The organism is Enterococcus sp. FZMF, assembly GCF_030263915.1.
Lineage (GTDB): Bacteria > Bacillota > Bacilli > Lactobacillales > Enterococcaceae > Enterococcus_D > Enterococcus_D casseliflavus.
In genome coordinates this window covers 3,083,986-3,104,246 of record NZ_CP127160.1, presented here as the reverse complement: position 1 = coordinate 3,104,246, position 20,261 = coordinate 3,083,986, and the positions used below count along the sequence as shown (strand labels likewise).

The following is a 20,261-nucleotide window of genomic DNA, read 5'->3' as shown; positions in this document are numbered from 1 at the left end:
GCTGCAATATTTGTAAAAAAAGCCCGTTTTATAGGTAATTTACATGAAAATTTGCAACAATAGACTTTAAACTGTTGGAAAAACCCTCTTTTTTTTCATGAATAAGCATGTTAAAGTAGCCAAGCTACTAAAAAAAGAAGGAGTTGCCTCATTGAAGAAAAAGATTTTTTTATTGCTCGCCCTTACGTTGCCGCTTTTCCAGCCAGCTGTCAGTTATGCTGCTGAAACGAAGAGCACCGAGGAACTGACAGTTTTGACTGCAGAACTTGCAACGTATGAAGAGGAAGTCACCACTAGCCAACAGAAAGTCACAGCGCTGGAAAGTCAATTAGCGGATTATCAGGAAGAATTAACCCAATTAGCACAAGAAAGCCAGGAAGTTCAAACGCAGATCGCTGCTCTGAATGACCAAAAAGCCCAGCATCAAGAAAGCCAAGCGCCAAGCAGCCTGGTAGTCGACGGACCACAAGCCACGATCCAACAACTACGCAAGTTTAGTGAACAACAAGCGGCTTTACGGGAAGTGAACCAACAATTGGCGGAAAAAGAAGCCCAACAGCAACGAATCACTTCGTACCAAACCTTGACGCAAGCCCAATTAGTACATAGTAAAGAACAACTAGCAACAGCAAAAGAAGAATTGCAGAGCCAACAAGAGCAGCTGCAGCAAACGCAAGCGCAAGTACAAGACTTGCAAGAAAAAGTGGACAAAGAAGCAAAAGCCGCTGAAGAAGCAAAACAAAAAGCCAAAGAAGCAGCAGAGAAAGCAGCAGCCAGTGAATTTTCACTGCCAATCACGGGCGCCGTGTCGATCTCCAGCGGGTTTGGCACTCGAGCTGACCCAACTGGTTTTTCTGGGACGCAGCATGACGGGATCGACTTCACAGGTCAAGCGGGGGAGAAGATCGTCGCCGCTCGGGATGGTCAGGTAGAAGATGCTGGTTATGGTCCAAGTACGGGGAATTACGTGATTTTGGCTCATGATAACGGCTTTTACTCGTATTATTTTCACTTAACAGCTGTCAGTGTCTCGAAGGGGGCAACCGTTGCAGTCGGCGACCAAGTAGGTACGATGGGGACGACTGGAAACTCGACAGGCGTCCATCTGCACTTTGGATTGAGTAAGACGTTGTGGTCGGATTTCGTTGATCCAGCAGCTTACTTACCGCTATAAGCCAAAGCACCGAGTAGAAACATTGAAAAAAACATCTGAAACCAAAAAGCATGACTGACAAGAGGGGTTCCTCAAGTCGTCATGCTTTTTTTGTTTACCACAAGCCCGGTTGAGCGATGATCACTAACTGTTCTTTGGTAAAGGGATGCTCCAGATGCAATTCATAGCCATGCAGTAGCAAACGCGGCGCTGGTTTGTTTTGATAAAGCGGGTCACCGACGACTGGATGACCGATACTGGCAAGGTGGACGCGAATTTGGTGGGTCCTCCCCGTATCTAACACACAATACACATCGGTCGTCTTTTGTTGGGTGTGGGCGATGGTTATATGGGTGACGGCTGACTGACCGTTGCGGGGGTCAATGATCCGCTTGCGACGATCGTGACGGTCACGACCGATTTTTTTGGCGATCGTTTGATCTTGCGTAAGTTTGCCCCAAACTGTGGCTTGATAGCGGCGGAAAATCTGTTTGTTTTCCAACATTCGACCCAAGATCGGCAACACCAAAGGATTTTTTGCGAATAAAACGACACCGCTGGTTTCTTTGTCTAGACGATGGACCACGTAAGGCTGCTGCTGTTTCGGCGCAAGGTAAGCAGCTGCATCATTCAATAGGGTATCTGCTTCTAATGGCTGATTGGGGTGCGTCTTGACCCCCGCAGGCTTGTTCAGCACCAATAAGTGCTCATCTTCAAAAAGTACGTCGACTTTGTCTGCTTGGCCTAACTGGATCGGCTGATAGCTGTAATCACTGTCTTCAATGATCAAAGTGATTTGATCGCCGCCACGAACTTCTTGATGAAACATCGCGGGCTGCTGATTGACGGTAACATTTTTCCGTGTGCGCAGAAAATGGCGCACTTTTCGTGGGACGAGCCACTCCCGTTCCAACAAATCGCGAAGCGGCATGGGCGGGTGATTTTCGGGTAAAGTCATGGTGTATTCCATAAAAACGTCCTTTCTTTGCTGTTCGCTATCGACTATTATAGCATCTTTAAGCTTTTCTTATAAAAAAAACAATAAAAAACAGAGCATTCAATGCTAGAATAATAAAGCATTCTTTTCGAATGAAATTACGTCTAGAGCCGTATAACAAAGAAAGTCATTTATGCTACACTTAACCAAAGGAGCGTGAAGTAATGGATTGGAAACACATCCTTCACAAAATAAAGACCGGTTGGCTGACCTTTTGGCGCTGGTTAAAACCGTATTTGCAGCAATTTCATCAATGGCGCAAGCGGGTTTGGAAAAAATACCACGTAAATAAAATTTTTATTTTACTTAGTTTAGTTGCTATCTTAATCATGAGCGGGTATTTGTTTTATATCGCCAAAAATACGAAAGTCAGTGAATTAGAGTCAGGTCTGAAAGAATCTACGGTGATTTTTGATGCCAATGGCGATGAAGCAGGGCAGTTGTACTCGCAAAAAGGCACGTACGTTTCTCTTGATGCCATTTCCAGTGATGTGGTCAACGCCTTGATCTCAACCGAAGACCGCAACTTCTATAATCACCACGGGTTTGATATCAAGGGGATCGCTCGGGCAGCCCTGCGCATGCTGGTCAACCGCAGTGCCGAAGGCGGTGGGGGAAGTACCATCACCCAGCAGCTTGCCAAAAATGCCTATCTGTCCTTGGATCAAACCTTTAGTCGAAAAGCCAAGGAGCTTTTCTTAGCGATCGAGATCGAGAAGAAATATTCCAAAGATGAGATTTTGGAAATGTATTTGAACAGTTCCTATTTCGGTAACGGGGTTTGGGGCATTCAAGATGCCTCGCTAAAATATTTCGGTGTCAATGCTTCTGAACTAAGCGTGGGAGAAGCTGCGACGTTGGTGGGGATGCTCAAAGGTCCTTCGATCTATAACCCGATCGACAATCTGGAAAACGCCACGAACCGTCGCGATACCGTCTTGAGTTTGATGGTGGATAACGGCAAGTTGGACCAGTCCGTTGCTGACCAAGAATCACAAGTTGCCTTAGCCAATTTACTGTATGATGGATTTGGCAATTCAGAATCTGGCTATAAGTATCCTTATTATTTCGATGCGGTCATCGATGAAGCCGAATCCTATGGGTTGGACGCCGATGATGTCATGAATCGCGGCTACAAGATCTATACAGCACTGGATCAAAACTACCAAGCGCAAATGGAAGCTGCCTATAAAAACGATGCCTTGTTCCCTGAAAATGCCGCTGATGGCACGATGGTGCAATCAGGCTCTGTCGCACTTGATCCGAATACCGGTGGGGTGCAAGCGGTGGTGGGTCGTCGTGGCGAGCACGTCTTTAGAGGCTTTAATTTTGCCACGCAAATGAAACGTTCACCAGGCTCCACGATCAAACCGATCAGCGTCTTCGCCCCTGCCCTAGAAGCTGGGTTTGAACCCGATAGTATCCTGAAAGACGAGCCCCTCGATTTTTATGATGCTCAAAACTTTGATGGGACCTATGCTGGCGAAGCAGTCATGTATCAAGCCCTCGCCCAAAGCCTGAATCTGCCAGCAGTTTGGCTGTTGCATGAGATCGGCTTAGATCGTGGGTACAGCAAAGCACAAGAGTTTGGACTTTCCTTGACCGAATCCGACAAATATTATGGCTTAGCATTAGGTGGTTTGGAAAAAGGGGAATCACCCATGACGATGGCAGCAGCGTATGGCGTTTTCGCAAATGGCGGGTATTACTACAAACCGCATTTGATCACCAAAATCGTTGATTCTACCGGTGCCGTGATCGTTGACAATACGTCTGTGCAAGGCAAACGGGTGATTTCTAAAGAGACCGCTGATAAAATGACGAGCATGATGCTAGGCACCTTTTCTAACGGGACGGGTGTTAGTGCCAGTCCGTACGGCTTTACGATCGCCGGCAAGACGGGTACGACAGAGACCAACTTTGATGCTTCTAAGGTCAATGACCAATGGATCGTCGGCTATACCCCTGATATGGTTCTTTCAACTTGGTTAGGATTTGAACATGTGAGTGAAGATCATTACTTAACGGGAACCAGTGGGCAAGTCGTTGGGAAAATATTCAAAGCAGAGGCCGAAAGCTTACTGCCTTATAGTCAAGGCACCCAATTCCAAGTTGCAGACGCTTATTGGACAGGTGGAAAATTGATGGCAGCCGATGAAGTACCAGATCCTGAGAGCAGTACGTCACAAAATGGCAATGATTGGCAGAAAACCATCGATGACTTTGCCGAAAGCGCCAAAGAAGGCATGAAGGAATTCGGCAGCAAGATCAAAGAAGGAACGAAAGAACTGTTTGGTGGCTTGTGGAATTCCATCAGCGGAAATTAAAGGAATTAGGCAACTGCTAGTCTAGAACCTGAGAAGAATGGTATACTAGAAAAAAAGAGGAGGCGTCAAAATGGCAAATATTTATGATACAGCAAACCAATTAGAACGTGAATTACGCGAGTCAGAACAGTTTCAAGATTTGAAAGGTTCTTTCGACCGCTTGAAAGCAAATGAAGAAGCGTATGCGTTATTCAAAGAGTTTCAAGAGTTGCAACAAAGCCTGCAACAAAAAATGATGGCTGGCGAAGAAATGACAGAAGAAGAAGCGCAAAAAGCCCAAGAATTATCGCAAAAAATTCAACAAGACGGCATTGTTTCTGACTTGATGCAAAAAGAGCAAGCCTTCAGCTTAGTAGCTAATGACTTGAACCGCATCATCATGGGTCCGGTAAGAGATCTATACGAAGCGTAATCGCCAACCAACAAAGACCAAAGAAGCAAGTGAATCTTCAGAGCAATCGGCTGCAACTGCAAGAGCCTTTTCCAAAGAAGTTTCAAAATCGCTTCTTTGGTTTTTTTTATGAAAAAGGCGAACAAATTTTCGTATTTTGCTGACGAAATGCCTGAGAAATGTTATGATAGAAGCATTAAGGAGGGAGAAAGAAATGCGATTTTTACATAGTGCAGACCTGCATATCGACCGGTCATTTGAAGGGGTTCATTTGTTATCTGAAAAAGTGAAGACCCAACTCCCTGCCATCAATCAAAAAATCATCCGTAATTTGGTGGATGTTGCCTTAGAAAAAGCGGTCGATTTTGTTTTGCTGGCTGGGGATACATTCCATCAAGCACGGCCGAGTCTAAAAGTGCAGCATGACTTTTTTGCCCAACTGCAACGACTAGGGGAAGCACAGATCCCTGTCTATATGATTTTCGGCAACCATGATTATTATGATCCGCAACGGTATTGGTTTGCTTTTCCAGAAAACGTCATTCTCTTTTCATCAGAAGAAGTTCAAACGGTTCAAGGAACAACGAAAAACGGTGAAACCTATGCAATCAGTGGATTTAGCTACCAACATGCTTGGATTACTGAAAATAAAGTAACAGAATTTCCCGCAAGAGCAGCGGTGGATTACCATATCGGGCTTTACCACGGGGATCAAGCCGGTGAACGGTATGCCCCCTTTTCAATCAGTGAAATGAAGCAAAAAGGCTATGATTATTGGGGCTTGGGGCACATCCATGTACCTAAGACGCTCTCAGAGCAGCCACCGATTCTCTATCCCGGTACACCTCAAGGAAAGACCAAGAAAGAACAGGCGACTGGGGTGATTTTGGCAGACTTATCACCGCAGGGACCAACGATCGAGCGCTTGGAGATCGCAGAGATCGCTTGGCAAAAGCAAGTGGTCTCCTTAGCGGATGTGACTGCCTCGAATGCCGTATTGCCAGCGATCATCGAGCGCTTAAAAAGTCCTCGTTCGCGCTTGCTGCATCTGGTGTTGACCGATGTGCAGCAGCTGCCGCCAGATTGGTTTCCAGCTGCGGAAAAAAATGAATGGCTGACCTACCTCAATGAACGGTTGGCACAAACAGAGCCGCTGCAAGTGATCTATGCCCTTGAAGTCGAGCAAGCCAATGAAGACAAGATCGCATTGGCGGTATCAGAAGATTATATGCTGCAGTTTTTAGCGATGTATGAGTCGCCAGAGATGTTTGCTGATCGATTGTCGGATCTATTGCAGCATCCACTGATCCAGCGGGGGATCACCCATGAATCATTTCAAGAAGAAGTCTTGCAGCAAGCCAAGCAATTGTTGAAAGACGACTTTCAATGGGAGGAGCAGTCATGAGAATTTTAAAAGCAGAGATTACCGGTTTTGGGAAATACCATGAACAAAGCTTTGCCTTTCATCCGCAAAATCAGCTGCTCTTTGGGCACAACGAGATCGGAAAATCGACGTTGTATCAATTTATTGCCGCCATCTTGTTTGGCTTTTCGAAAAAGACAGCCAAGAAAAAAGACTATACCCCCAAAAACGGTGCTGCTTACGGTGGCAAGTTATGGTTGGCGCTGGAACCCTTCGGCGAAGTGATCGTGGAACGCTATCGGCAAGTGGACCGTGGTCGTGCCAAAGTCCATGTCGCTGGCCAGACGGTCGATGAGCAATGGCTGGCACAACACCTGCAGCCCCTCAATCGAGCATTGTTCTTCGATGTCTTTACTTTTCAGCAAGAGCAATTGACCCAGATCGATAAGCTAGAAGAAAATGAGCTGCACCAAGCGTTGATTTCTCTAGGGATCAGCGGCAGTCAAAAAATGCTGCAGCAAGTGGCGCAATATGAAACCATCAATCAGCAGCAATACAAGCCACGAGGGCAAAAGCTGCCTTTGAATCAAGCGTTAAAACAATTAGAAAAACTGCAAAAAACGATTGCGGAAAAAGAAAGCGAAGAAAGCCGCATCCAACAGCAGTATCAGCAGATCGCCCAGCTGCAAGAACAGATCCAAGACTTGCGGCACCAGTATCAAGCATTGAATGACGCTTATCAGGAAAATCAGCAACAGCTGAGTCACTGGGGCCTTTATGAAGAGTGGCAGCAAATGGCACCAGCAGATACGCTAGCCGATCCTCAGCAAGTCCAAGCCATCAAACAGTTTTATCAGCAGTATCAGCAGCTGACGGAAGAAATTCGCAAAAAAGAAGCCGAATTAGATCAGTTGGAGCAAGGAAAAGAATCAGACAAGTATTTCTTTTACCTTGATCACGAGCATCAGATCAATCACTTGCTGCAGCAGCAAGTGACGATGGCGCGTTTGGCAGATCGTGAAGCAGCAGCCAATCAACAAGAAACTGTCGCCATCACAGAGTTGAATCGCTTGATTGAAAAGCGCCAGTGGAGCAGAGAATCGCCGCCGCTAGTAACGGCTTCGATCCATGAACAAACCACACGTTTACTGCAAGAACGTGTGCAGTTAGAAGAGCTCGAAAAGCGCATGAGGCATTTAGAAGAAAAAGCGCAACCTTTGCAAGCCACCGCGGCCCGCTTAGAACAGCAGCATCCTCAATTGATTGGCCGTAAGCCCGTTTCTCGCCCGCTATGGCCGCTAGGGATCGTCGGTGGGCTAGTCGCAGTGATCGGTACCTTTTTGCCGAGTCCGTGGCGCTGGCCTGCATTAGGTGCGGGGATCGCAGCGATCATCGGCAGTATTTTGCCGCTGATGAAAGCAGCACCAAACAAGCAGCAAGGCATCAAGCAAGAATGGCAGACAGTCCTCATGCAGTTGGATCTACTGGGCGAAGAGTTGGCACAGCTGGAAAATGAACAGCAGCAAAAGCACCAGCAGATCAGCCGTGCCCACCAAGCGTTGACACCCTTTTTTGGTGATTTGCCGGTGGAAAACTGGCAGTCGTATCTATTCGCCTATGATGAAGATGTTGCTAGCTATCAAGCCTACTCGCAGCAGCGCAAGCAAGCCTATCAAGAACGGCAAGCGGTCACGGAAGAATTGGCCCCCTTTGAGGAGCAATTCCGCCCGTATGCGGAGTGGCTGCCGCTGCAAAACAAAACCTTGTTAGAAAAAGCGGCGATGTTGCAGAAGTTTCATGAAGAGATGCAAACGATCAAGCTTTCGCGGTTGCAACAACCTAGCACGTTACTGGCCCAACAATTGACCCGTACCCGCAACGAACGCGACCAGTTGTTTGCCCAAGCCAGTGCGCTCTTGCAGCAGCAAGGGTTAGATCACCCTGCAGAAATCAGCCTCTGGTTGAAGCAATGGGAAGCAGCGCAGCGCACGCAGCAGCGAGCAGAAGAATTGGCGGGGATGTTAACACCGATCTATCCCAAACCAGTCACACAAGCAGAATTGCTGCAGCAAAAAGACCAGATCAAGCAGCAGCAAACACAGCTGCAGGCACAAATGCAGCAGTTGACGGAGCACAAACAACGCTTGGAACTAGAAGCAGCAGCCAGTCAAAAAAATGGCACCTTGAATCAGCTTTATCAAGAAGAAAGTGAGCTGAAGGCGGTCATTGAAGAACTCGCTGTGGCGTGGGGCAGTCGTCAGTTGGCGGCTTCAATTTTGACGGATGTCACGACTGAATTGTCAGAACAGCAATTGCCGCAGCTATTGTCAGCCGCTTCGACTTATTTTGAACAGCTTTCAAACGGACGTTATCAAAAGATTCTTCTGGAAAATGGTCTGTTAGTAGCGGCAAATGCCAGCGAGACCTTTTCGATCATTGACTTGTCCACAGGAACGAAGGATCAGTTGATCATGGCGTTACGTTTCGGTTATCTAGCGCTGCAAAAAAATCACCCGTTGTGCCCGATCATTATTGATGATGGTTGGTTGCATTATGACAGTGTTCGTAAGGAACGCTTCGCAGCACTATTAAAAGAGTTTGGACAAAGTTATCAAGTAATTTGTTTGTCTTCTGACCAAGAAATGGTAAGCTATTATCAGAAGTACCAGCAGCCTATCCAGGATCTGAGTAAAGGAAGTGAAAGATTTGGCTGATCGGCCAAATAAGCCCATGAAAAAAATTCGTGAATTAACTGTTGATGAAACGTTTCAACTTTTCTTACTGATCAAAAATGCCGATGTACGGATCGCGAAAAACGGCAAAAAGTTTATTGCCTTCACGTTTCAGGATACATCTGGCACGATCGATGGAAAGTTTTGGGATGCATCAGATGAAGAAATCGCCCGTTTTGAACCCGGGAAAGTGGTACTACTAGATGGGAAACGAGAAGTTTACCAAGGCAATCCGCAAGTCAAAATCATGCATTTGCGTTTAGCGAAGCCGGAAGAACCCCACGAACCAAGCCAATACATGGAAAAAGCGCCCTTGCGAAAAGAAGAGATGGAAGAAGAAATCAGTCAAACCTTGTTTGAGATCACAAATCCTCACTGGAATCGCATCGTCCGTTTCTTGTTGAACAAGTATAAAAAGGAATTCTTTGATTTTCCAGCTGCGAAGCGCAATCACCATGCCTTCGCCAGTGGATTGGCGTATCATACGACAACTATGCTGCGCTTAGGAAAAGCGATCGTCAAAGAATACCCTGAATTAAATGCGTCACTGCTGTATGCGGGCATTATTTTACATGATTTAGGAAAAGTGATCGAGTTGACAGGTCCCATGACGACAGAATATACCTTAGCGGGGAATCTAGTAGGGCATTTGGTCTTAGTGGATGAAGAAATCACGCAAGCCTGTATTGCTTTGAAATTTGATGACAAACAAGAAGACATCGTTGTTTTGCGGCATATGGTCTTAGCCCACCATGGCTTGTTAGAATATGGGTCACCTGTTCGGCCCCGCATAATGGAAGCGGAGATCCTCCATCAGATCGATAATTTGGATGCTTCCATGCAAATGATGCTGACCTCGATCCGCCTGACAGAACCTGGTCAATACACAGACCGAATTTTTGGCATGGACAATCGGAGTTTTTATGTACCGAAAGAAGTGTAGCAGTGATGTTGCAGCTTGATCGATCAAAGTGAATGATAGAAAGAACAAAAACCACGCTAGGCTTGCTTAGCGTGGTTTTTTTAGCTGCTGGAAAAAGCAGTTGAATCGTAGATAGAAATCTAATCGGCACAAAAAAAGAAGCACCGCTATGACGGCACTTCTTTGTTTGTTTATTCAGCAGAAGAATCTGTAGCACTTTCACTTGTTGCAGTAGAATCATCGGTTGCCTCAGTAGCAGAAGAATCTGCTGCTGAGCTGTCTGTTGCATCCGTTGCAGAAGAGTCAGCAGTTGAATCTTCTGTTTCGGCAGCTGTGATGTAATCAGAAAGCAAGTCTGCTAAGTCAGAGTCTTTCATCTTCACGTTGGCTGCTTGCAATTCTTGACCGATCGTTGCTGCCATAAAGGTTGAATCATTCAACAACGTGTTTTGAGCAATTTCAGTCAATTCATCTTTGTATTTATCCATATCGTTGCCTTTGTCTTGGTTTTTCACCATTTTCACGATATAGTATTCCGTCGTATAAGTCGACGTGTTGGTTGCAGAGATCACTTCAGAGATTTCACCATCTTTTAAATCAAAAGCGGCTGTTTTCACTTCGTTTGGCACAGCAGTTGACGTAGAATCGAATTTGATCGTTCCGCCATCTTCTTTTGTTGCTGCATCCGTTGATTTTTCTTTAGCGATTTCGCCAAAGTCAGCATCATCTTTTTTCGCTTCTTCTAAGACATCTTTGGCATCATCTTCACTTGCTACTTTGATGATTTGTGCTTCTACTTCTGGGTGGAAAGAATCCCAAGCAGTTTTCATTTCTTCATCAGTAATATCCATGTTGGCTTTTAAGCCTTCACGTAACGCAAGCTGTTCTTTCAATTCTGCACGGTAAGATTTTACCGTATAACCAGAAGCAGTCAAGGTTGATTCAAAGGAATCACTACCGCCGTATTGTTCAGCCACGTTGTTGAATTGTTCGTCGATCATTTCTTCAGTCACGTCATCGCCGTATTTTTCATTAAAGACTTTTAAGACGATCATTTGACGCAACGCTTGTTGGTTTTCTGAACTTGTTTTTGCTTTATCATAAAAATCTTGAACAGTGATTTTACCGCCCTTCATTGTTGCGATTTCCTCACTTGAGTTTCCACAAGCCGCTAATGCAAAAAGACTCATTGCACTGACTGCTACTAAAAGTAATTTTTTCTTCATTCGTTTAAGCACTCCTAATTCTAAAAAGATTCATAATAATCACTGCACCTACTATACCACTTCTAGAAATGGTTGGGAAGAAAACAGTGGATGTTTCAAACAAAATTCATAAAAACTACAAATTTTCGATTTGTTTGTCATCCGCTGCGCTTTGGGCTTGAATCGTCGTAATGTGTTGATTCAATTGCTCCATTTGGGTCTTGATCCGAGCAAGGCGCGGTTGGGCTTGGAATTTGAAGGCTTCCAAATCTTTCGTGAAAGACTCCGTAACAACAGGGATCGTTTCGTCGATCGTTTTGCGGGTCACCATTACGGCATCTTTTAGCTGTTTGACGCTGTCATTGAATTCTAAGGTCGCTTCTGTCGTGTCATCTAAATAGCGAATCAATTCTTCACGGGTTTCATTGCCGCTTTTCGGTGCAAAAAGCAAACCGCCTAAGCCGCCGGCGATGGACCCGAATAATAGTCCTTTAAGAAAATTGCCGATCATTTAGTCCACCTGCTTTCCAATTTTTTCGGCGATTGCCGCTAGTTCTTCCCCCGTGTAATTGTCTGCGTGATTGCCAAAATGGATCTTGAAATCATCGTCTTTGCTGTAACGAGGAATCAAATGGACATGGGAATGGAAGACCGATTGGTACGCCAATTCTTTATTGTTGTTGATGATATTTAAGCCTTCGATCTCAGGGAAGGCTTTTTCGATCGCCCGAGCAATCTTAGGGATGCGGGCAAAAACCGCTGCTGCCAACGTTTCATCGTACTCAAAAATATCCGTCACATGGGTTTTGGGAATCACCAATGTATGACCAGGGGTGACTTGGGAAATATCTAAAAAGGCATAAACTTGCTCATCCTCGTAGACTTTGTAGCTAGGGATCTCACGATTGTTGATTTTACAAAAAATACAATTTTCCATTGTAAAAAAACCTCCTTGATCTATTACCTCTACTTTACCATATTTTGCTTTTTTTCGTCTGGTTTCCTCTTTGAAAAAGTCGGAACAAGGCAACTGTTCCTTCAACAAAGGCGCTTTTTTAAAGAAATGCGAAAAGCGAGCGAGAAACGCTTGCATTTAGATTCCAACAACCCTAGACTTAATATCAGAAATCAATTGGAAAGAAGGAACCTATGAAACCGATCATCAAAGAAACCTTACAGAAAAAAACAACGACTTCAGCGAAGCTCCGCTACTTGGCTTATGCCTATAAAGAATGGTTGATTGCGATCACGCTTTTTGTGGTGTTCGCAGGTTCGATCACCTATTCGCTAACGCGCCCAAAAGAAGAAGTAGTCAATGCCGCCATCGTCACTGAAACAGCGATGGACCCTACGGTGCAGAGTGAATTGGAGACAGCCGTTGAGACCTGGGCGATCGACCAAGGGTATCAAAAAGAAGAGCTGAGGATCAGTCTGGTTTCCTATGCTGAACCTGCTGCTGTTCAAGCCTTTACCACCCGTCTTGCCGCCGGTGCGATCCAAATGGTCATTTTTCCAGCGAGTGATGCACAACTGTGGCAAGAACGCTTTGGCAGCCAAGAATTGCCGCAAGAAACCATTACAGTGGGAGAAAACGAATTTATCTTACAAGTCACGAATAAAGAAAAATAAGCAACGGTTTTGCTAGCGGATTGAAAAAAGAGCCTACGTTGACAGAAAGCCGTAATTAGGCGAATCGGAGGAAAAGAATGACTTTACAAGTAGCGAATGTGACAGGCGGTTATAACCAGCTGCCAGTCTTAAAAAATATTGATTTTACGATCGGCGATGGTGAGCTCGTTGGTCTGATTGGCTTGAATGGGGCAGGGAAGAGCACGACGATCAAAGAAATCATCGGGTTACTGCAACCTCACAGCGGGACGATCACGATCGACGGCTTGACCTTGAAGGAGAACCCAGAGCAATACCGCAAACAAATCGGGTATATTCCCGAAACCCCATCTTTATATGAAGAATTGACCTTAAGAGAGCACATTGAAGTGACAGCGATGGCCTATGATCTTCCGCAAGAAGAAGCCATGAAGCGAGCGGAGCGTTTATTAAAAACCTTTCGTTTAGAAAACAAACTCGATTGGTTCCCAGCAAACTTCTCAAAAGGGATGAAACAAAAAGTCATGGTGCTGTGTGCCTTTTTGATTGAGCCAAGCGTCTACATCATTGATGAACCTTTTCTAGGATTAGATCCTTTAGCGATCAATGCGTTATTGGAACTGATGAATGAGATGAAACAAACCGGGGCATCAATTTTGATGTCCACCCATATTTTAGCAACCGCAGAGAAGTATTGTGACAAATTCATCCTACTGCATAACGGTGAGATCCGCGCACAAGGGACATTGGCGCAGCTAAGAAGCCAATTTCAAGCACCAGAAGCCTCCCTTGATGATCTGTACCTCGCACTGACAAAGGAGAGTCAAGCATGAAGCAGTTTTTCTCGCAACGCTTACAGCGGCATCAAAAACAGATGACACGCTATTTGCGCTATGTCTTCAATGATCATTTTGCTTTGATCAGCACCTTCTTAGTGGGAGGTCTGGGGCTGTATTATTCAGAATTGCTAAAAACATTGCCGCGGCCGTTTCCATTAGGCGGCATCATCGTGGTCGCTGTTTGGCTCTTCGTTTTACCGCTGGGACGCTTAGCGACACTGACGAAACCGGCAGATTTGATTTTTCTGTTAGCCAAAGAAGGGCAAATGAGAAGTTACCTCAGTCAAGCCCTGCGTTATTCCCTCTGGCTGCCCTTTGGGGTCTTATTTTTAGCCGTAGGAGCAACGATGCCTTTAGTCGTTGTCACAGCAAACAGTACATTTGCTTCCTTTCCCTTCTTTTTAGGAATGATGTGGCTGTTAAAACTGGGGGATCTTTCACTGCAGCGGATTCGGTTGTATCAAGAAACACAGCAGCAAGTCAAACAGCAGCGAGGAATCTGGTTCGCCAGTGCGTTAGCTGCCACACTTGCCAGTATTTATGTAGCACCTTGGCTAGGGTTGGTGATCAGCATCCTCCAAGCAATCTGGTTCCTCTTTGGCGTGAAATCTAACCGTCAGCTCTTGGATTGGGACTATATGATCCAAGCCGAGCAATCGCGCTTATTACGGATCTATCGGTTTATCAACTTGTTTACAGATGTTCCCCAAATCACGACGGAAGCCAAACGGCGCAAATACCTCGACTGGTTGCTGGCAAAGATCAAACCAGCCCAAAGCAATACGTATCTTTATCTTTACTTGCGCCGAGTGATTCGTGGTGGGCAATACGGCGGTCTTTATGTCCGGTTATCCTTGATTGGTGGCTTCGTCTTATTCTTTGTCGATGAGCTTTGGATCAGTCTGCTGATCGGCTGCTTGTTTCTTTATCTGATCGGTTTCCAACTGATCCCTTTGATCAATGAATTTCAATACATGGTTTTGACCCATTTGTATCCCGGGCCAGAAAAACAAAAAGCCGCAGCAATCAAAAAAATTATCGGGTCACTTTTGCTTGTGACGACTGTTTTTTTCGGCGTGATCTGTTGCTTGCGCTTGCCCGTTGTTTGGCAAGGGGGCATCGCTTTTGTGGGCTTCTTCCTCTTTGCGGGTCTTTTTTTAGGCATCTACTTGCCAGGGCGATTAAAGAAAATGCACGCCTGATCCTCAGGAAACCTCTCTTACAAAAAGCGAACGCATATGCGCTTGACGGCGACCCTTTAGGAAGCTAGAATAAGAGGTACTGCGAAATAAGGAGAGAAGCTAGGATGGATATTCGCTTGGATCAAGATTGGCGTATGCGGCCGATCAAAGGCGACACCGGGAAAGCCTATATCGGGCTCAAGGACAACGACAAAGTCTTTATCAAACGAAATACGACCCCGATGCTTGCGGCACTCTCTAAAGAGGGCATTGCACCCAAACTCGTCTGGACGAAACGGACGGGAAATGGGGATACGCTCTCCGCACAAGAATGGCTGGATGGACGGGTCTTAGATCCCGATGAGATCGGCCAAAGAAATGACGTCATTGATGTGTTGTATCACTTGCATCATTCAAAAACGCTGGCACAGATGCTAAGCAAAATCGGCGGACAAGTCAGATCGCCTGAACAAATGCTGATGGATTATCAAGATCAGCTGCCTTCTGCGGTGGCTCAAAACCGTTTTATTCATTTGGTCACCGAGTATTTAAAAGCCAATATTCCAGCTTTTGACGAGCAAAAAGCCGCGGTCGTCCATGGCGATGTCAATTATCGAAATTGGCTGGTTTGTCAAAACTATTTGTATTTAGTCGATTGGGATTCCGTGATGTTTGCAGATCCAGCAATCGATATCGGGACTATTTTAGGTCACTATGTGCCGCTATCCAGCTGGTCCCATTGGCTGGTGCGCTACGGTATCCATAGCAGCAGCGAAGTGATCGAAAAAATTTATTGGTATGCATTGTTGAGTATGCTGCAAGAGGTCAAAAAATATTATCTGCGGGGCGATTACAAAGCCATGAATGCAGAGATTTTACAATTAAAACGAATTTATAGTGAATGAAGAGAAGATGGAGCGAGGCAATTTGGTTCCATCTTGTTTTTTCGGAAAGGAAGAAACATGAGAGTAAGAAAACGTGCAGGTGCAAAAGAGCTGATTGAAGCTCATCCACAATACGTCGTTGCAGAGCCTACCGAATGGAAAGGGCGTTGGCATGAACGCTTTGGCAATGATCATCCGCTACACATCGAGATCGGCATGGGAAAAGGTCAATTTATTACGGAAATGGCGAAAGCTCATCCCGAAATCAATTATATTGGGGTAGAGATGCAGATCAGTGTCGTTTCGATCGCATTGGATAAAATGATCGAGCAGGAGATCCCAAACTTGCAGCTGCTGCATGTGGATGGTTCGGCTTTGACCAACTATTTTGAAGACAATGAAGTAGACCAGATCTATTTGAATTTTTCTGATCCATGGCCTAAGAAGAAGCATGAGAAGCGCCGTTTGACTTCTAAAGCCTTTTTAGCGGTGGACGAGCAAATTTTACGACCTAATGGCGAAATCCATTTCAAAACGGACAACCAAGGATTGTTTGAGTATTCCTTAGCGAGCTTTTCTCAATATGGCATGATCATCAAACAAGTTTGGTTGGACCTGCATAACAGTACCTTTGAGAACAATATCATGACGGAATATGAAGAAAAATTCTCAAGCCGCGGGCAGCGAATCTATCGGGTGGAAGCCCAATTTGTGGCAAAAGACCCGCAGGAATAAAGAAGTGACGAAAGACGAAGCAAATTTGCTTCGTCTTTTTTTTCTATTCTCAAAAGGCTTGCGTATTTCTTTTTAGGAGGGATAAGTCGTGGATATTCAAGCATTCTCAGATGAGTTGATTCACTATGGCAGACAAGAACGCATGCAGGATCTGGCCATTTTGCCGAGCGGTACACAGATGGAGGTGATTTTCAGTAAAAGCTATCTCAGAAAGACCTATCAAGTACTGACCAGCGAAGAAGCCCAGCAGCTGATCACTCGCTTCAAATTTTTAGGAGGAATGGAGGTGGGAGAACGACGCAAAGCTCAGTTAGGAGCAGTCAGTTATCCGTTAGGCGATCAGCTGCAGCGGCTGCGCATCTCCACAGTCGGTGATTATCAAGGGCGTGAAAGTCTCGTGATGCGGTTTATTTACCCTTTGACTCAGGAGCATCTGCGCTATTTTTTTGCAGAAGACGTCCAACAGATCCAACAGGCAACCAAACAAAGAGGGCTGTATTTGTTTTCTGGCCCCACTGGCTCAGGGAAATCGACCCTCATGTATCAATTAGCTCGGGCAACCAAGGGGCAAATCATTACCATCGAAGATCCTGTGGAGATCGAGGAGCCGCGCTTTTTACAGCTGCAAACCAATTTGAAGATCGAACAAGACTATGATGAATTGATTCGCTTGTCCTTGCGGCATCGTCCAGACCTGCTTTTGATCGGCGAGATTCGTAACAAAGAAACGGCGCAAGCCGCTGTACGAGCCGCTCTGACAGGTCACCGAGTATTTGCCACGATCCATGCCCGAGGTGTAGCAGAAACCAAGACGCGGCTGCTGGAATTGCTCGGGACAGACGATCGTCTGGCACATGCGCTGCAAGGGATCATTTATCAGCGATTGCTGCCAGATGAAGCGAATGAACCTCATGGATTGCTGGCATATCACTTTTATGAGGGGCAAGTGGAAAAACAGTGGCAGCAGGTATTAAAACAAGTGAAAGAAAGTGGGTGGATCAGCGATGAAGTTTATGAAAAAGAAGCCCCAGCTACCACGCCGTGCAACTGAAGCCCTCTTAGTCACCTTCACGGTGTTATTGGAGAGTGGCTTTTCCCTACAAGAAAGCCTCCAAGTGCTGCTGCGCAGCCGCCAGTTTTCTGAACCTGTGATCGAACAGCTAATTGTCCATCTTGCCCACGGGCAAAGCTTTGCAGCAGCGGTAGCGCCGTTGTCGTTATCAGCTACTGAAAAAAGTCAGCTTCATTTAGCAGAAAGTCATGGGGATCTCACGGCGACCTTGCGGCGGATGGTCGACTACCACAAATTGGTCAACAAGCAAAAACAGCTGCTGTACAAAGTAGCTGCCTATCCGCTTTTGTTACTGGTCTTTTTAATAGCTGCACTTTTTGGGATGCACCGCTTTTTATTGCCCCAATTGCTAGCCTCTGGCATGATCGACGAAGGTCATTGGGGCATTCGCGCCATCACTTGGGCACCAGCAGTACTTATCCTCTTCTTGTTGTTAAGTGTGCTGCTTTTTGTGATCAGCCGCTGGGTGTTTGCCCGCCGCACTGCCTTGCAAAAAGCTGTGTTTTTCAGCCGCCTGCCATTGTTCGGAGCATTGTACACGAGTTATCACACGAGTTTTTTCGCATTGGAATGGGGCAAGTTGTTTCAGCAAGGGTTAGATATCCAACAGATCATCGAGTGTATGGAGCACACCAATAAAGCTACCTTGATCCAAGAATTAGCACGAGAACTGCGAGTGACCTTGACACTTGGGGGCGAACTCCCAGAAAAACTTCGTCATTTCTCGTTTCTCACACCCGAATTTTCTTTGATCGTCTTTCAAGGAGAAGTACGAGGAAAGTTAGGAGAAGAGCTTTTTTTATACAGTCAATTATTGATGGAACGCTTGTTTCAACGAATCGAAAAAGCCATTCACTGGGTTCAGCCTCTGATTTTTTTGTTGGTTGCTTTAATGATCGTTGGGATCTATGCCGCTATGTTTTTACCAATCTATGGAAATATCCAAGGAGTGATCGAATGATAGAAAAGAAAGTAGCATCTCCTCGCAAGCAGGGGATTTGGCGTGTCAAAAAAGGCTTTACATTGGTTGAAATGCTAGTCGTTTTATTAGTGATCAGTATTTTGGTTTTGTTGTTTGTCCCAAATCTTGCCAATCAAAGAGGAATCATTGATGAGAAAGGAAATGCGGCGATCGTGAAAGTAGTGGAAACCCAGATCGAACTCTTTCGTCTAAATGAAGATCGGGTGCCTTCGAAAGAAGAATTGATTGCAGAAGGGTATGTATCTGAGGAACAATATGCGATTTATGAGCAGAGAAAGTGAGAACAATGGCACTAGGGGATTTTCTGGGTTTACCTTGATGGAAAGTCTCTTGGTACTCTTGGTCAGTAGTCTCTTTCTCTTTTTCCCCGTCGTGGCTATCGAGTACTATCAACGATCTGCGGAAGTTTTCGGCTTTTGTGCTCGCTTAGAAAAAGGACTCTATACCTTGCAGCAATCGGCCATCATCGATAACACACAAACCCGAGCAATCTATCAAGCAGAGCCAACACCAACTGTTTCATTTTACGGCGCTGCAACTGAGCCAGTCACCAAGATCGACGTTCCTCCTCAACTAGCGATGCAGGCGTTTCCCGATATTCTTTTTAGTAGTCAATCCGGCAACAACAGCAGTCTGCGAAGGATCATTTTCTATTGGCAGGAGAAAAAGCAAACCATCAGCTATAAGTTTTTATTTGGGAGTGGCCGTTATGAAAAAATCGTTGAATAGTGGGTTCATCTTAGCAGAAAGCCTGATTGGCTTTGGGGTCTTGGCAACTTGTGTGTTACTGTTTTTAGCAATGCAGACCGCTTCACTGACGCAAAGTGCGGCATTGCAAGAAAAAGCCCAAATGCTGCGGGTGCTGTATGAAGAAGTCCAGAACCACTCCTTTGATGCGTCAACCATTACCTACACGACGCAGCGTCAGGCAGTCTATCAAGTTCGCTTTTGGCAAGCAGCGCAGCATCAACAAGCACGCATCCAAAGCTGCGAGCAGCTCTGGGAGATCGTGTATGAAGAGTAAAGGCTTTACTTTGTTGGAGTGTCTGTTGTCTTTATGGGTATTGGCGATCTGCTTATTGCTGATCAGCGGGATCGTCAAGCACCTCGCACCCGTCAATCAGCAGATCATGGCTCGCAAAGATCAAGAATGGCATGTGTTTTTGTTTCAGCTGGAACGGGAATTAAGTACCTGTACCTATCTATCGGTCAGTGAGACCACACTGTATTTGCGAAGCAGTCAAAACAATTCGGTCACCATCGATCGCATCAATCGCGTGCTGCGAAAGCGGGACAACAATGGGTATCAACCACTATTGACAGAAGTAACGGATGTGTCTTTTGAGAAAATTGGCGCAGCGATCCGCTTTACCGTTTCCTTTGAGAATGGAGAGCAGAAAATTGGACAATGGAAAATTCACACACAAGAGGCGGCATAAAGGCGGTATTTTACTCACAGCATTGTTGTTTGTGCAGCTGTTGAGCTTGATGTTATTGCTAGTGTTAGAAAACAGCCGCACAACAGCCCTTTTTTATACAAAAACCATTGAAACCTATGAAGCCCGCATCATGAGTGAACTGTTTCATGCGGAATTCTTGCAAAACGAATTGGCAGATCAAGGGTCACGACTTTATAATGTAGGAAAGTTGACCTATGCACGGCAAGGACAACTCTTACAGATCGAGTGCCATGTCAAAAGCCGCCGCTTTACATTTACCTTTTTGTTACCCGAAGAAGAGCCTGAAATAGACACAGATGACCAAGAAGAATAGTACAGGAAAAGGATGGTTGTTTCGACCATCCTTTTTCATACAGAAATAGAAAAAGAATGTTTACAGCTTCACAAATTATTCTAAACGAAAGCGATTG

At 45.5% G+C, this 20,261-nt stretch carries 22 protein-coding genes; 18 read left to right on the top strand and 4 right to left on the bottom strand.

From position 1 onward, the window contains the following. Positions 1-97 precede the first annotated feature (97 nt). Positions 98-1,174: a M23 family metallopeptidase gene (locus tag QN079_RS15110; RefSeq protein ID WP_353957174.1), complete on the top strand. Its 1,077-nt coding sequence runs from the start codon at positions 98-100 to the stop codon at positions 1,172-1,174. A 94-nt stretch (positions 1,175-1,268) separates the two neighbouring features. Here the strand turns inward: QN079_RS15110 and QN079_RS15105 are convergent, their stop codons facing one another. Further along, positions 1,269-2,123, bottom strand: a complete 855-nt coding sequence (locus QN079_RS15105) for an RluA family pseudouridine synthase (RefSeq protein ID WP_213354780.1) — start codon at positions 2,121-2,123, stop codon at positions 1,269-1,271. A 191-nt stretch (positions 2,124-2,314) separates the two neighbouring features. Between QN079_RS15105 and QN079_RS15100 the strand changes: the two genes are divergently transcribed. The 5 genes from QN079_RS15100 (at position 2,315) to QN079_RS15080 (ending at position 9,906) form a co-directional block, all read left to right on the top strand. Further along, positions 2,315-4,477: a PBP1A family penicillin-binding protein gene (locus QN079_RS15100; protein WP_005227705.1), complete on the top strand. Its 2,163-nt coding sequence runs from the start codon at positions 2,315-2,317 to the stop codon at positions 4,475-4,477. Between the two features lie 70 nt (positions 4,478-4,547). Further along, positions 4,548-4,889 carry a YlbF/YmcA family competence regulator gene (locus tag QN079_RS15095; protein WP_005227708.1) on the top strand — a complete coding sequence of 114 codons (342 nt, stop codon included), beginning with the start codon at positions 4,548-4,550 and terminating at the stop codon, positions 4,887-4,889. A gap of 193 nt (positions 4,890-5,082) precedes the next feature. Beyond that, the gene (locus QN079_RS15090) at positions 5,083-6,273 is read left to right on the top strand and encodes a metallophosphoesterase family protein (RefSeq protein WP_289230055.1); all 1,191 of its coding nucleotides are present in this window, start codon (positions 5,083-5,085) and stop codon (positions 6,271-6,273) included. Then, positions 6,270-8,945, top strand: a complete 2,676-nt coding sequence (locus QN079_RS15085; protein ID WP_289230054.1) for an AAA family ATPase — start codon at positions 6,270-6,272, stop codon at positions 8,943-8,945. Before QN079_RS15090 ends, QN079_RS15085 begins: the two co-directional genes overlap by 4 nt. Before the next feature lie 16 nt (positions 8,946-8,961). Continuing rightward, positions 8,962-9,906, top strand: coding sequence for a 3'-5' exoribonuclease YhaM family protein (locus tag QN079_RS15080; protein ID WP_026008117.1), 945 nt, complete (start codon positions 8,962-8,964; stop codon positions 9,904-9,906). A gap of 170 nt (positions 9,907-10,076) precedes the next feature. Here QN079_RS15080 and QN079_RS15075 read toward each other — a convergent pair whose 3' ends face one another. From QN079_RS15075 to QN079_RS15065, 3 genes are all read right to left on the bottom strand, one after another. Next, positions 10,077-11,111 (bottom strand): peptidylprolyl isomerase, encoded by a 1,035-nt coding sequence (locus QN079_RS15075; RefSeq protein WP_005227715.1) that lies wholly within the window; start codon positions 11,109-11,111, stop codon positions 10,077-10,079. A 115-nt stretch (positions 11,112-11,226) separates the two neighbouring features. After that, on the bottom strand, positions 11,227-11,601 hold the full coding sequence (locus tag QN079_RS15070; protein ID WP_060792575.1) for a YtxH domain-containing protein: 375 nt from the start codon (positions 11,599-11,601) through the stop codon (positions 11,227-11,229). Further along, on the bottom strand, positions 11,602-12,027 hold the full coding sequence (locus QN079_RS15065; RefSeq protein WP_005227719.1) for an HIT family protein: 426 nt from the start codon (positions 12,025-12,027) through the stop codon (positions 11,602-11,604). It abuts the gene before it with no gap. Between the two features lie 212 nt (positions 12,028-12,239). Between QN079_RS15065 and QN079_RS15060 the strand changes: the two genes are divergently transcribed. The 12 genes from QN079_RS15060 to comGG all read left to right on the top strand — a co-directional run bounded on the left by QN079_RS15060 (position 12,240) and on the right by comGG (position 20,164). Beyond that, entirely contained in the window at positions 12,240-12,719 is a 480-nt protein-coding gene (locus QN079_RS15060) for a hypothetical protein (RefSeq protein WP_005227727.1), read from the top strand. Positions 12,720-12,796: 77 nt separating this feature from the next. Then, a complete protein-coding gene (locus QN079_RS15055) occupies positions 12,797-13,531 on the top strand; it encodes an ABC transporter ATP-binding protein (protein ID WP_005227728.1) in 735 nt (244 codons plus the stop codon). Beyond that, a complete protein-coding gene (locus tag QN079_RS15050; RefSeq protein ID WP_289230053.1) occupies positions 13,528-14,739 on the top strand; it encodes an ABC transporter permease in 1,212 nt (403 codons plus the stop codon). Before QN079_RS15055 ends, QN079_RS15050 begins: the two co-directional genes overlap by 4 nt. 104 nt (positions 14,740-14,843) lie before the next feature. Then, positions 14,844-15,623, top strand: coding sequence for a phosphotransferase family protein (locus tag QN079_RS15045; protein ID WP_005227730.1), 780 nt, complete (start codon positions 14,844-14,846; stop codon positions 15,621-15,623). Between the two features lie 57 nt (positions 15,624-15,680). After that, the gene (trmB, locus tag QN079_RS15040) at positions 15,681-16,337 is read left to right on the top strand and encodes a tRNA (guanosine(46)-N7)-methyltransferase TrmB (RefSeq protein ID WP_015510485.1); all 657 of its coding nucleotides are present in this window, start codon (positions 15,681-15,683) and stop codon (positions 16,335-16,337) included. Positions 16,338-16,425: 88 nt separating this feature from the next. Further along, a complete protein-coding gene (gene comGA, locus QN079_RS15035) occupies positions 16,426-17,388 on the top strand; it encodes a competence type IV pilus ATPase ComGA (RefSeq protein WP_289230052.1) in 963 nt (320 codons plus the stop codon). Beyond that, on the top strand, positions 17,342-18,370 hold the full coding sequence (comGB, locus tag QN079_RS15030) for a competence type IV pilus assembly protein ComGB (protein WP_289230051.1): 1,029 nt from the start codon (positions 17,342-17,344) through the stop codon (positions 18,368-18,370). The genes comGA and comGB overlap by 47 nt, the downstream gene beginning before the upstream one ends. Then, positions 18,367-18,672, top strand: coding sequence for a competence type IV pilus major pilin ComGC (gene comGC / locus QN079_RS15025; protein ID WP_015510483.1), 306 nt, complete (start codon positions 18,367-18,369; stop codon positions 18,670-18,672). Before comGB ends, comGC begins: the two co-directional genes overlap by 4 nt. After that, a complete protein-coding gene (gene comGD / locus QN079_RS15020; RefSeq protein WP_034857584.1) occupies positions 18,647-19,120 on the top strand; it encodes a competence type IV pilus minor pilin ComGD in 474 nt (157 codons plus the stop codon). The genes comGC and comGD overlap by 26 nt, the downstream gene beginning before the upstream one ends. Then, complete coding sequence (locus QN079_RS15015; RefSeq protein ID WP_015510481.1) at positions 19,101-19,415, top strand: PilV family protein; 315 nt, start codon at positions 19,101-19,103, stop codon at positions 19,413-19,415. The genes comGD and QN079_RS15015 overlap by 20 nt, the downstream gene beginning before the upstream one ends. Further along, positions 19,405-19,830, top strand: a complete 426-nt coding sequence (gene comGF / locus QN079_RS15010) for a competence type IV pilus minor pilin ComGF (protein ID WP_005227741.1) — start codon at positions 19,405-19,407, stop codon at positions 19,828-19,830. Before QN079_RS15015 ends, comGF begins: the two co-directional genes overlap by 11 nt. Further along, positions 19,793-20,164, top strand: a complete 372-nt coding sequence (gene comGG, locus QN079_RS15005; protein WP_289230050.1) for a competence type IV pilus minor pilin ComGG — start codon at positions 19,793-19,795, stop codon at positions 20,162-20,164. Before comGF ends, comGG begins: the two co-directional genes overlap by 38 nt. The last annotated feature ends 97 nt before the right edge of the window (positions 20,165-20,261 follow it).

Bases quoted from the DNA above. Each gene is read 5' to 3' on its own strand.
- QN079_RS15090 (WP_289230055.1), top strand. From the start codon at position 5,083: ATGCGATTTTTACATAGTGCAGACCTGCATATCGACCGGTCATTTGAA.
- QN079_RS15100 (WP_005227705.1), top strand. From the start codon at position 2,315: ATGGATTGGAAACACATCCTTCACAAAATAAAGACCGGTTGGCTGACC.
- QN079_RS15095 (WP_005227708.1), top strand. From the start codon at position 4,548: ATGGCAAATATTTATGATACAGCAAACCAATTAGAACGTGAATTACGC.
- QN079_RS15105 (WP_213354780.1), bottom strand. From the start codon at position 2,123: ATGGAATACACCATGACTTTACCCGAAAATCACCCGCCCATGCCGCTT.
- QN079_RS15015 (WP_015510481.1), top strand. From the start codon at position 19,101: ATGAAAAAATCGTTGAATAGTGGGTTCATCTTAGCAGAAAGCCTGATT.
- QN079_RS15085 (WP_289230054.1), top strand. From the start codon at position 6,270: ATGAGAATTTTAAAAGCAGAGATTACCGGTTTTGGGAAATACCATGAA.
- QN079_RS15075 (WP_005227715.1), bottom strand. From the start codon at position 11,111: ATGAAGAAAAAATTACTTTTAGTAGCAGTCAGTGCAATGAGTCTTTTT.
- QN079_RS15050 (WP_289230053.1), top strand. From the start codon at position 13,528: ATGAAGCAGTTTTTCTCGCAACGCTTACAGCGGCATCAAAAACAGATG.
- QN079_RS15060 (WP_005227727.1), top strand. From the start codon at position 12,240: ATGAAACCGATCATCAAAGAAACCTTACAGAAAAAAACAACGACTTCA.
- QN079_RS15070 (WP_060792575.1), bottom strand. From the start codon at position 11,601: ATGATCGGCAATTTTCTTAAAGGACTATTATTCGGGTCCATCGCCGGC.
- comGC (WP_015510483.1), top strand. From the start codon at position 18,367: ATGATAGAAAAGAAAGTAGCATCTCCTCGCAAGCAGGGGATTTGGCGT.
- comGD (WP_034857584.1), top strand. From the start codon at position 18,647: ATGCGATTTATGAGCAGAGAAAGTGAGAACAATGGCACTAGGGGATTT.
- comGF (WP_005227741.1), top strand. From the start codon at position 19,405: ATGAAGAGTAAAGGCTTTACTTTGTTGGAGTGTCTGTTGTCTTTATGG.
- QN079_RS15045 (WP_005227730.1), top strand. From the start codon at position 14,844: ATGGATATTCGCTTGGATCAAGATTGGCGTATGCGGCCGATCAAAGGC.
- QN079_RS15110 (WP_353957174.1), top strand. From the start codon at position 98: ATGAATAAGCATGTTAAAGTAGCCAAGCTACTAAAAAAAGAAGGAGTT.
- trmB (WP_015510485.1), top strand. From the start codon at position 15,681: ATGAGAGTAAGAAAACGTGCAGGTGCAAAAGAGCTGATTGAAGCTCAT.
- QN079_RS15065 (WP_005227719.1), bottom strand. From the start codon at position 12,027: ATGGAAAATTGTATTTTTTGTAAAATCAACAATCGTGAGATCCCTAGC.
- QN079_RS15055 (WP_005227728.1), top strand. From the start codon at position 12,797: ATGACTTTACAAGTAGCGAATGTGACAGGCGGTTATAACCAGCTGCCA.
- comGB (WP_289230051.1), top strand. From the start codon at position 17,342: ATGAAGTTTATGAAAAAGAAGCCCCAGCTACCACGCCGTGCAACTGAA.
- QN079_RS15080 (WP_026008117.1), top strand. From the start codon at position 8,962: ATGAAAAAAATTCGTGAATTAACTGTTGATGAAACGTTTCAACTTTTC.